The sequence below is a fragment of the Sporosarcina ureae genome, from assembly GCF_029267015.1.
Classification (GTDB): domain Bacteria; phylum Bacillota; class Bacilli; order Bacillales_A; family Planococcaceae; genus Sporosarcina; species Sporosarcina ureae_D.
Window position 1 is genome coordinate 1 of the sequence record NZ_JARIEA010000052.1, and the last position, 11,511, is coordinate 11,511.

Genomic DNA, 11,511 nt, shown 5'->3' on the forward strand with positions numbered 1-11,511 from the left:
GCGCCTGCTTCTTTCGCACTTGCCTCTGCCCACTTTGCTAATTGATAATTCGTTCCACCCATACTGTAAAAAATTACTGCTAACTTAACTTTTGACATCCAAACATCTCCTTTAGTTTGATAAATATCGTTTAATTAAAGACTCATACTAAGAGAACCCATTCTTTCTTCCTTTCCCCATTATTTCTATTACTAATCATCTCCACTCATATAATTTTTATACCAGATTTATTTACATTTCAATTGAAAAAGAGCTGTAATAGTAAAATCATGGTTTCCAGTGAAATCCAAAAATTATTTAGCTTACTTAAAACTTATAAAGTCCAAAAATAGACAGCTAGATGTTACTCTAGCTGTCTTATTTATACCTTATGGAAATTCGTACCGTCCGTAGTTTCTGCAACAATACCAGCACGGATCACAAAGTCTCCGAAGTGCTCACCTTCATCGCGTTCTTTTGCATATCGTTTTAATATAGGGCCTAGTTCACTTAGTATTTCTTCTTCTCCAATATTTTCACGATAGATTTTGCTTAGGCGCTGTCCTGTAAATCCGCCGCCTAAATACATATTATATTTACCTGGTCCCTTACCGATAAAGCCGAGTTCCGCTATCGCAGGACGTGCACATCCATTCGGGCATCCTGTCATACGTGTCACGATCTCTTCATCGCCAAGCCCAGCTTCATCTAGTAAGCCCTCGATTTTTGTAATCAATGAAGGTAAATAACGTTCAGCCTCTGCCATCGCCAAACCACATGTCGGCAACGATACACATGCCATGGAGTTTCTACGTAATGCTGACTGCTCAGCTGGAGACTCCAAACCATACTTCGAAATAATCTCTTCTATATTCTTCTTATTTGAATCAGCTACATCGCCTAGCACTAAGTTTTGATTCGGACTCAGGCGGAAATCACCTGTATGGATCTCTGCAATTTCACGAAGAGCAGTCATCAGTTTATAGTTTTCAGTATCACGCACACGACCGTTTTCAATGAAGAACGTATAATTCCATCTTCCATTTTCTGCTGGCACCCATCCATAGCGGTCACCATTATGATCAAAGTGATAAGGGCGCGTCTCTTCCAATTCCCAACCTAAACGATTGTGAAGCTCTCCAATTAACCAATCAAGTCCGCGAGAATCAATCGTGTACTTAAATCGTGCATACTTTCGTACAGAACGATTTCCGTTATCACGTTGGATCATCATTAAATGCTTCGATACTTCTACTACTTGATCTGCAGGTACGAATCCAATCAAACGACCTAACTGAGGGTACGTCTGCTCATCTCCATGCGCCATTCCCATACCGCCACCTACAGCAACGTTGAAGCCGACTAGTTTTTCGTCTTCTACTATCGCAATCAACCCAATGTCTTGAGAGAATACGTCGATATCATTCATTGGAGGTACCGCAATTCCTATCTTGAATTTTCTAGGCAAATACGTCGCACCGTAAATCGGCTCTACTTCCTCCCCCGCTGTATCGACAACTTTTTCCTCATCTAACCAAATTTCATGATAAGCCGTTGTTTGTGGCAATAAGTCTAAGCTTAACCTCTTTGACCACTCATATATTTCTGCGTGAACTGACGATTGATTTGGGTTCGGGCTGCACATGACGTTTCGGTTGACGTCGCCACAAGCCGCAATAGAATCCAGTAACGCGTCATTCATTTCTTGAATATTCTTCTTCATATTCCATTTCAAAATTCCATGCATTTGGAATGCTTGGCGTGTCGTTAACTTTAATGTACCGTTACCGTATTTATGTGCCAGTTCATCCATAACAAGCCATTGCTTTGGCGTAGCGAAGCCAGCTGGTGTCCGCACGCGGATCATGAATTGATAGGCCGGCTCTAACTTTTGACGCTGACGCTCTACCCGTAAATCACGGTCGTCCTGCAAATAACTTCCGTGGAATTTCATTAGACGGTTATCATCATCTGGAATTCCTGAACTGATGGAATCATTCATCGTTTCGATAAGATTTCCACGCAAGTAATCACTTTCAATTTTTATTTCTTCTACATCACTCGGTGCTCCATCTTGTATATGGATCGGTTTTGTTGTTGAAGACATGCTCCCACTCCCCTTCGGATACTTAATAGACATCTCTCTGATAGCGTTTTTCTTGAACTAACTGTGTAATGAATGCTTCGGCTTCTTCAAGTGATTTACCACCTTCTTGTTGAAGGATTTCCAGCAACGTCGCGTGGACGTCTTTTGCCATGTTCTGTTCATCACCACATACATAAGTCACTGCACCTTCTTCAATCCATTGGTACAGTTCTTGACTTGCTTGTTTCATGCGATGCTGTACATAGACTTTTTCATCTGTATCACGTGAAAAGGCTACATCGAGGCGTGTTAACGCACCATCCTTCACGTAATTCTGCCATTCAGTCTGATAATAGAAGTCTGTCACATAATGCTGATCGCCAAAGAACAACCAAGACTTTCCTTCTGCTCCTGTTTCACTCCGTTCTTCAATGAACGAACGGAATGGCGCGATACCCGTTCCTGGTCCTATCATGATGATCGGTGTTTCGGAATTAGCAGGTAACCGGAAATTATCATTTTTATGAATATAGATGGGTAATGTATCTCCTGGCTCAAGGTTTTCTGCACATTGGATAGAGCAAACGCCTTGTCTGTCGCGACCATGCGCTTCGTAACGAACAACACCAATTGTCAGATGCACTTCTTCAGGATTCGCTTCTAGACTACTTGCAATTGAATATAATCTCGCTGGCAATTTACGCAGAATCGCAACTAGTTGTTGTTCTGATGCTTCTATTGGTCCGAAGTCCGTTAATGCGTCTAGTAAATCCCTTCCATTGATATACGCACGAAGTTCATCCACATTTTCTTTACTCAGAAGTTTCTTCAATTCTTCTGACTTAGAGTAATTAGATAGCTTTTCAAGTAACGGCTTAGTTACTACAGTTATTTCTAAGTGATTCAGTAAAGCAATGCGTAAAGCTCGGCGCTCTCCTTGTGAGTTAATTTCGACAGTTTCTTCCGCATTCCATTTACCAATACTAATAATCTCATCGATTAAGTCGGAATTATTTGTTGGGAAAATACCTACACTATCCCCAGGCTCATACGTCAATCCAGATCCTTCTAATGAAATCTCTACATGACGCGTCTCTTTATTAGACCCGCGGCCGTTTAGGTTAATATTTTCTAATACTTCTGCATTAAATGGATTCGTGCGTGAATATTGAGTTGAAGATGAAGTTTCGACTTCCACACTAGCTGCAGTCAATTGACCACCCGTTTGGATGTCTAACGAAACTTCCACCGCTGCTAGCCATTGTGCTGCTGGCTCATCATAATCCAAATCACAATCTACACGTGGTGCTAACTGAACAGCGCCAAGGTCAGATAGTTTCTGATCGAAATCAGCGCCCGTCTTACAGAAGAATTCGTATGAGCTATCGCCAAGTGCCAATACTGAATAATGGAGATGATCTAGTTGTGGAGCACGTTTTCCATGCAAGAACTCAAAAAATGGTAAGGCTGTATCAGGCGGATCTCCTTCTCCGTGTGTACTGACGACAAGCAATAAGTTTTCAATTTTCTTCAGATTATTTGGTTTGAAATCATTCATGGACTGTATTGTTACTTCAAAAGATTGCTCTTTTAACTTAGCTGCTACTTGTTCCGCAATTCCTTGTCCGTTGCCTGTTTGTGAGCCGTAAAGTACAGTTATTTCTTTTACTGCCGTCGGAACTTCGATAGCAGGACGATCTAATACAGCGACTCCACCAGAAGGCACTGAAGCTGAGCTGACCGCTGTTAAATAACCACTCAGCCAACTTTGCTGTGTTACCGAAATACTTGGCAACAGACGATTGAGCAATTCTACTTGTTCTTCACTGAAAGGACTGTTCGAAACTTGTAAAGCCATATTCATCACCCTCACAACTTCTTATATATTTTTCACCAAACAAAATCTGACTAGACTGACAACTATTTTTAAGATGATTTCATTGTAATGTTATTAAACCTATTAGTCAAGTAGGTTTTTAATATAATGAAGTGGACTTCTTTGAAATAGAGTGGGTGAAAATTTTGTTGGGGGTGGGGATTGGCGCTTCGGAGGGGACGCTTTCCTGAGGGGCCGCGATGAGCCAACCAGTTCGCTGCACTCTCTTTGGTTGTCTCATCTGTCGGCCTGATCCTCTGGGAGTCGCCCCTCCTACGCACCAATCCCTTACAATATGAGTGGATTACACTTTTAGTTGATCATTAAAGCTATGGTTGTAATCTATTTTGATTTTGAATAAGTTTACGTAAAATAATAGTTCACACACTACTTATAATGAGTGATAAAAGTACCTTCAATATCAAATTAGGATGGAAGCAGAAGCAGGCCGCGAAGTGCAAAGATGTGCTCCTAACGCTGCGCTTTTACTAGCAAAAGCCGTTCTTCGTTACGGCACTTCCCGCAGGCCCATGGGAAAGCGTCCGCCAGCTGGAACTTCCATCCCCTCGTCCCCACAAAGTAACCAACTCTGAAATTCACGTTAAGACCTTGAACTTAAAACCATACAAAAAAAGAATGCCCCAGTGAAGTGAAGTCACTTCTGGAACATCCTTGTTTAGTTAATTCGAAAGCTGTGCTTTGGAATGGTTGCCTGCTTTTCTGACCCAAGCCACCACTACAATAATTACGAGCAACCCAAGCTGTGCCATGATCGTTTCAGTGGTAGGATAAAAACCGATCACATCAATAATTGGCAAGCGCGGTTGCACAGTTGTGTTAATTACATTCGTCAACTGCAACGTATGCAAACTCACACCGATAATTTTAAACGCCAGTACATAAATCAAAATTGTCGCCACTGCGAAGAAGCGATGAATCGGAATGCGGTGGCTTAACTTCATGAAAACAACTGCTACAATCGCTAATATGACAACAGCTAGCAGAATACCCATCACAAACTCTAGTGTGGACATCTTTGGCGCAATCCCCGCGTAAAACACAATCGTTTCCGCACCTTCTCTAAATACAGAAAGGAAACTGACCGAAGCCATCGCAAGTACACTCCCTTTAGAAATCGCTTGACCCATTTGCTTGGATATATAGCGATTCCATGAAGCCACATTGGATTTTTGATGCATCCAAATTCCAACACCGATCATCAATGCTGCAGCTACAAGTCCGACATAACCTTCCATCATTTCGCGGTCATTACCAATCGTGACAGACTGTAGTACCGTCGACATCATAACAGCTACTATAATACTCAGCGTAATACCTGCACCTGCGCCGACATATACCCATTTGCGCATTCCTTGCTGATTGGCATTCGTCAAGAACGTCAGCAACGCCATAATAATCAGCAATGCTTCCAGACCTTCACGTAAAAGAATCAAGGCAGAGTCCCAGAAACTGAAACTGTCATTTGTTTGAAGTAAGGCGATTTGCTGCTTAAAATCTTGTAACTGATCATCCGCTTTTTCAACATCATAGCCGCTATTCGATAATTGGCCGATCATCAACGGTAATTCATTTTCAAGCTGTGTATAAAGTGAAGCGTTTTTCGTACGTACTTCCCCTTCAACATTCGGCCAGATTTGAATGAACTCACGTAATGACTTCTTTGCGTCATCAAGCTTTCCACTTTGTAACGAATCTGAACTTTTATCTAATAACGCAATCAACGTGGTCAATGAATAATCTTCAGTTGCTGTTTCTTTCAATGTCCCGTTGACGAACTGATCAACAATGATAGTCAGATCGTCAAACTGTGTACGATATGCTTCGAGATCAGGTTTTTCTTCTGCTAACGTGATTCGCATGAATGCCATACTCGTTTCAATTGCACCATATGCTGAAATACTCTGTTCACGCACAGGTCGTTCATTGCGTGTCCACGTGGAAACGAACTGCTGATTAGCTTGTTTGATCTCTTCAAGCGAATCGGACTCAATTGCTTGTTGTAAATCTGCAAGCGCAGGTTCCATTGCTTTGCCGAACTTCTCGCGCTCTGCTAGTTCGTCAACTGGATTTTCTGACTTCTCCAGCTCGTGTACTGCTTTGGATAATGAACTCAATAACTCTCCACGTGTTGCAGAGTGAGCTTTCAAGGCTTTCTTTAACGTCTTATCGATTTCCTTCGTGTACTCTGAACTCTCCAGCTTTTGTTGTTGCCATATTGATTCAAACTCTTGCAAAGAAGACAAGGCTTCTGCATCATTTGCTTTTTTCGTTTGCATGATCGAATCACTGATGGATATATATAGATCACTATAATTTGTTTCGGTTTCAGCGAACGCTGGGCGTATTGGTAAAACGATGACGATTAGCATAACCGCTATCCATTTATATAATCGAGAAGAGTGAGTCACCGATAAAGCCTCCCTTTTGGACTCCAGGGAAGCAAGCGAATAATGCACTGCCGCGATGGGTAATATATTCATTTAATTTATCTTCACGCCCAAAACTATTTTGAATGGCAATAAATTGTTCAGGCTTTTTTTGGAACGAGATGAACAATAAACCGGCATCAAATGTACCTGTCGAATCCATTACACCTGAACTATAAGAGAAAGAGCGACGGAATATTTTTTGCTTGGACTTCTTCGCTAACCGCACGTGGGAAGCTTCGGATATGACATACTCCCCTTTTGCATCTTTTTCGTCTAAGTCTACTTCATCCATCTCATGCTTCTTACCGATTGGCGCGCCTGTATCCCGATGGCGACCAAATGTTGCTTCTTGTTCCTGCAATGCAGTTCTGTCCCATGTTTCCAGATGCATCTGGACGCGACGAACAGCCATGTATGTTCCATTGGTCATCCAAGACTTTGACTGACCCGCATCAATCCAAGTGACTTCATTCATCTCAGCTTCTTTGGATCCATTCGGATTGACGGAACCATCTTTAAATGCAAATAGATTTCTAGGTGTTTCTTTTTTCTTACCTTTCATTGGGTACGAATTAAAACCTGCTTGCGTCCATTTTAGTGTTACTTTTCCCGAAGCTGCCCGCACTAAATTTCGAACCGCATGGAATGCAACTTGCGGATCATCAGCACATGCTTGAATACAAATGTCTCCGCCAGTATACGCAGGATCTAGCTGATCTTTTGGGAAATGCGGTAAATCTTTTAGCTCAGCAGGCTTTTTTGAAGCTAAACCTAATGAATCTTTTTCAAATAGTGACGGACCTACACCAAATGTCAATGTTAAGTTTGAAGCGTCCAACCCGACTGTTTCTCCTGTATCTTTAGCGGGAATGAGCATGTTAGACGTCTGGCCATCCATCTCTTCACCATTCATCATGCGTACCGCAATAGGGGTCCACATTTTAAATAGATCTATCAATTCTTGTTGTGAGTTCACCAATACATTCAACGAAGCAAAATATACATAGCTTTGACATTCTGTAGCGATTCCTGATTGATGCTTACCATAGAAATTGATCTTATTTTTCGACCGTGGATTGTCTTCTTCCTCTACCATTCCGAATACTTTGAGAACACTGCCTAGACCTGATGCACCAATCGCAACACCTGCTGCACCTGCTCCTGTATACTTCAACATTTGACGACGTGAAATTTTCTTATCATAGAATCTTTCTTCAGTGTGGTCTGTCATTTTATCACTCCGTTACGATGCCCATCATACTTAATGGCTCACCTAATTGATTTACTGCTTCTGATAAAGCTTTAGTATCTTCCTTCGTCAACTCTTCATAAGATATATAGCCACCGTTACCATCTTCATATTCTGCAAGCAACCCATTGATTGTTTCGAATTTCGACTCAAGTTCGTCGACCAACTGCTGATCTTTCTCTATCATTTTATCTTTAAAGATTTCAAAAATTTTCTCAGCGCCTTCAATATTTGCTTTGAAGTCATATAGATCCGTATGAGAATAAATTTCTTCTTCTCCCGTGATCTTGGAAGTCGATACTTCATTCAATAAATCGACTGCACCTGTAACCATCAAGTCTGGAGACACTTCCACTGTTTCTACACGTGCGCGCAATTCTTTTGCATCTTTTAGCAACTGATCTGCAACATCTGCATAGCCTTCAGTTGTATTTTCTACCCATAGCCCGTATTCGATCTTATGGTAGCCAGACCACTCTTCTTCTCCTTGACCTTCTTCTTGAACATCTGCTAAACGCGCATCAATTCGCGGGTCTAAATCGCCAAAGCTTTCTGCAATTGGTTCAGAGCGTTCAAAATACATTCTAGCAATCGGATAGATTCTTTTTGCTTCTTCTATTTCTCCTGCTTTAACTGCCGTAACAAATTTCTCTGTATCGATAACGAACTCATCCATCTGTTCAAGTGCAAACTCTTTATATGCATCTGTTTCAGCAGTTAGATCCACCGCTTCTGTTACTGCTGGTTCTTTTTCTGTAGGTTCGTCTGCCGTTCCACAGCCCGCCAAAAGAATTCCTGTCGTCAAGGCGAATGCTGTTACTACTGTTTGCTTCATTTTAATTCCCACTTCCCACGATTTAGTTTGCTGTTATCAATGATAATCGTTCTCAAAAGATAAATCAATAGGGATTTTAAGGAGATATATGTATATTTCTAGTACTTATTGTGTTTTTAGAAAATTTAAGAGATACTATATTCAACTAGATATTTTTCTATTTTGTTACTTCTATACTTTTTAGAATTTTGTAACAAAAATCGCTTTCTTTCGTCTACTAAGTAACCATTATGAAGGGAGGAAATCAATGTGAAAAGAAAAATCAACAAGCAACAATTTGATTTCTTGCAACGAGAATTTTCTTTTCTACAACAGCAAGGCAAGATGGAAGCAGCAGATGCCGACGAAATGCTCTCGCTTTATGAATCTAAAGGCGGCCCTAATTTCGTGAGAATTCTACTGGCTTTTGGAGCTATATTAGTAGGGATAGGAATACTAAGCTTCATTGCAGGCAACTGGGCAGGACTCACGCCATTCTTTAAGTTTGGATTAATTGTTGTCGGGATGATCTTGGCGTACTTTGCAGGGTATAAGCTGGAAATTGATTACGAACGAACATCTCGTAGTATGTACTACATCGGTGCTGCCATTTTTGGAGCAGGTATATTCCTAATTGGCCAAAGCTTTCATTTGCAACATACGGTGTATACGGATTTCCTTTTATGGGGTGTTGGAATCTTACCGCTAGCTTATTATCTTAAGGATCAATTGCTCGCAGTATTTGCTAGTGCATTTTTTATTATTTACAGCTTTAGCGCTTTTTCAGCTTATGAATCGGGAAGCTTCGGTCCTCTCTGGCTACTCCTCTTGATTCCTGTATTGTTCTGGATGAACGAAACTCGATTTGGTAGAAAGAGTTCATTGTTTGTTATGAGTGTTTTACTAAGCGCGTCTTTCATCGTCAATATGCTAGAGTTTTTCCACGTTGATGAATGGATTTCTATCTTGATTGTCTTTATATTAGGCGTACTCCTTGCACTTGCACCTATCAAGCATTATCTGACAGAGGCTTCTTGGACGGGTTCGGTACTATTTGGAATCACAGGTATTATGCTAACTTTCCCATTCAATTGGGAGGGATTACGATTTGATGGTTCTGCGCCCTATATTTTCACTGCTCTATTCGTAATCTTGTTGGTGTATTTATTGAAGAAAGGTAGCTTACCCGCTATCTTGATCACGTGTGCGTTAATCTATCGCTATTACACGGATATCACATACGACTTTATGCCAAAGTCATTATTTTTCATCGTAGGCGGTTTGTTGCTAATTGGCTTTGGATTCTGGTTTGAAAAATCACGACGAGAGACGGTGAAACGTCATGAAGAATAAACGGAATCTATTCCTTGTTGCCTTAATCGTCCCCATCATCCTGCTTTTAGCGATGACTTGGAAGCCTTTGTATACAGTGAATACGGGTAAAACTATCACATTGGAAACCGTACCTGTCGACCCACGCGATATTCTTTATGGTGATTATGTCAGTCTTCAGTTTGCGATTGAAGAATTCACAAAAGACGATCTAGATCCAGCGCTTATTGAAGAGTTTTCCAAACACGATACTGGAAAGCTTACGGTATATGCCGTGTTGGAACAAGAAGAGGGAGATCTTTATGGATTGAAGATGGTCACACATAAGAAACCAAATGATGGATTGTTTTTAAAGGGAGATATGTATTACTACAGTGAATTCAATATTGATGAAATTCAAACGTATTTCGCCAATTTCCTTCCTGATCGTTACTATGTGGCAGAAAACACCGGTATGCAGTTGGAGGACCTTTCACGCAAAGGGCAGTTGATTGCTGATGTAAAGGTTCGTGATGGTTTTGCCGTGTTGGAAAATGTACGGCCGAAATAGATTGCTGTAGTAGAGTGTTATAAGCCGTTGCTGGAAGTCGTGGATTAGCGATTTCTAGTGGCGGTTTTTTTGTGCAAATGTAGTAGTTTGATTGGCTATGTACGTGGGGCGGGCATTAGCGCCACTTCGGCGGGGGTGGATGGCTTCCGCAATGAGCCAGACAGGAAGTGCGCCTGGCTGTCTCATTACTACGCCTACCACTGGCAGCCGCCTTCGTTAGATTGGGTGTAAGGCGGTTCAGGTACTTGTTTTGCAAGTACGTGGATAATTTGTTCGTACAAGTAAGTAGGATACGAGGTTAGATAGTGGTTTTTGCAACCCCTTACTCTTCCTTGTTTTGTGCAAAGGTAGTAGTTTGACTGGCTATGTAAGTGGGGCGGTCGTTGGCCCCACTTCGGCGGTGGTGGATGGCTTCCGCAATGAGCCAGACAGGAAGAGCGCCTGGCTGTCTCATTACTACACCTACCACTGGCAGCCGCCTTCGTTAGATGATGTGTAGGGCAGTTCAGTTAATTGTTTTTCCAGTACATGGATAATTTGTTCGTGCAAGTAAGTAGGTTACGATGTTAGGTAGTGGTTTTGCGCCCCCTTACTTTTCCTTGTTTTGTGCAGTGGTTGTGGTTTGACCGGCAATGTAAGTGGGGCGATCATTGGCCTCACTTCGGCGGTGGTGGATGGCTTCCGCAATGAGCCAGACAGGAAGTGCGCCTGGCTGTCTCATTGCTACGCCTACCACTGGCAGCCGCCTACGTTAGATAGTGTGTAAAGCAGTTCTGATTCTTCTTTTGCAAGAATAGGAACTAGTACTACCCAGTCACTGATTTTATCTACTATAAACCACAACCTAACTTGGTAAGTACTTAGTAGCGCAGGCACAACTGCGGGGTCGGCCGTGGCCATGAGACAGCTAGCAGCCCCACCGCTAGTTGGCTCATGGCTGGAGGCAATCCCCCACGTGCCTGCGCGAGTCCAAAACATGACCCTCACCACTTCCCATGACCAAGCCAAATTCGAGCAACGATCCAATCTATCTGTTACCTACTTTTCCAAAACCGAAGAAAGGTATCACCGATCCACTGATCTTCATCTTCTATAAACCACAATCCAACTTGTCAACCACTTAGTAGTGCAGGCACAACTGCGGGGTAGGCCGTGGCCATGAGACAACTAGCAGC

General features: G+C 42.0%; 11 protein-coding genes and 1 pseudogene. 2 read left to right on the forward strand and 10 right to left on the reverse strand.

Annotated elements, in window-relative coordinates; genetic code table 11:
* The 6 genes and pseudogenes from Q7P97_RS15570 to efeO form a co-directional block, all read right to left on the reverse strand.
* Positions 1–98: pseudogene (locus Q7P97_RS15570) on the reverse strand (NAD(P)H:quinone oxidoreductase, type IV); the annotation flags it as partial.
* A 263-nt stretch (positions 99–361) separates the two neighbouring features.
* Positions 362–2,086 carry an assimilatory sulfite reductase (NADPH) hemoprotein subunit gene (gene cysI, locus Q7P97_RS08485; RefSeq protein WP_303968778.1) on the reverse strand — a complete coding sequence of 575 codons (1,725 nt, stop codon included), beginning with the start codon at positions 2,084–2,086 and terminating at the stop codon, positions 362–364.
* A gap of 22 nt (positions 2,087–2,108) precedes the next feature.
* Positions 2,109–3,923, reverse strand: a complete 1,815-nt coding sequence (locus tag Q7P97_RS08490) for an assimilatory sulfite reductase (NADPH) flavoprotein subunit (protein WP_303968779.1) — start codon at positions 3,921–3,923, stop codon at positions 2,109–2,111.
* A gap of 698 nt (positions 3,924–4,621) precedes the next feature.
* Positions 4,622–6,370 (reverse strand): FTR1 family iron permease, encoded by a 1,749-nt coding sequence (locus Q7P97_RS08495; RefSeq protein ID WP_303968780.1) that lies wholly within the window; start codon positions 6,368–6,370, stop codon positions 4,622–4,624.
* Positions 6,345–7,622 carry an iron uptake transporter deferrochelatase/peroxidase subunit gene (gene efeB, locus Q7P97_RS08500; RefSeq protein WP_303968781.1) on the reverse strand — a complete coding sequence of 426 codons (1,278 nt, stop codon included), beginning with the start codon at positions 7,620–7,622 and terminating at the stop codon, positions 6,345–6,347. The genes Q7P97_RS08495 and efeB overlap by 26 nt, the downstream gene beginning before the upstream one ends.
* 4 nt (positions 7,623–7,626) lie before the next feature.
* On the reverse strand, positions 7,627–8,475 hold the full coding sequence (efeO, locus tag Q7P97_RS08505; RefSeq protein ID WP_303968782.1) for an iron uptake system protein EfeO: 849 nt from the start codon (positions 8,473–8,475) through the stop codon (positions 7,627–7,629).
* Positions 8,476–8,724: 249 nt separating this feature from the next.
* Here efeO and Q7P97_RS08510 point away from each other — a divergent pair, with 249 nt between their 5' ends.
* Positions 8,725–9,807, forward strand: coding sequence for a DUF2157 domain-containing protein (locus tag Q7P97_RS08510; RefSeq protein ID WP_303968783.1), 1,083 nt, complete (start codon positions 8,725–8,727; stop codon positions 9,805–9,807).
* Positions 9,797–10,336 carry a GDYXXLXY domain-containing protein gene (locus Q7P97_RS08515; RefSeq protein ID WP_303968784.1) on the forward strand — a complete coding sequence of 180 codons (540 nt, stop codon included), beginning with the start codon at positions 9,797–9,799 and terminating at the stop codon, positions 10,334–10,336. The genes Q7P97_RS08510 and Q7P97_RS08515 overlap by 11 nt, the downstream gene beginning before the upstream one ends.
* Positions 10,337–10,390: 54 nt before the next feature.
* Here the strand turns inward: Q7P97_RS08515 and Q7P97_RS08520 are convergent, their stop codons facing one another.
* From Q7P97_RS08520 to Q7P97_RS08535, 4 genes are all read right to left on the reverse strand, one after another.
* Positions 10,391–10,537: a hypothetical protein gene (locus Q7P97_RS08520; protein WP_303968785.1), complete on the reverse strand. Its 147-nt coding sequence runs from the start codon at positions 10,535–10,537 to the stop codon at positions 10,391–10,393.
* Positions 10,538–10,658: 121 nt separating this feature from the next.
* Positions 10,659–10,805, reverse strand: coding sequence for a hypothetical protein (locus tag Q7P97_RS08525; RefSeq protein ID WP_303968786.1), 147 nt, complete (start codon positions 10,803–10,805; stop codon positions 10,659–10,661).
* A 120-nt stretch (positions 10,806–10,925) separates the two neighbouring features.
* Positions 10,926–11,072 (reverse strand): hypothetical protein, encoded by a 147-nt coding sequence (locus Q7P97_RS08530; protein ID WP_303968787.1) that lies wholly within the window; start codon positions 11,070–11,072, stop codon positions 10,926–10,928.
* A complete protein-coding gene (locus tag Q7P97_RS08535; protein ID WP_303968788.1) occupies positions 11,066–11,314 on the reverse strand; it encodes a hypothetical protein in 249 nt (82 codons plus the stop codon). Before Q7P97_RS08535 ends, Q7P97_RS08530 begins: the two co-directional genes overlap by 7 nt.
* Positions 11,315–11,511: the final 197 nt, after the last annotated feature.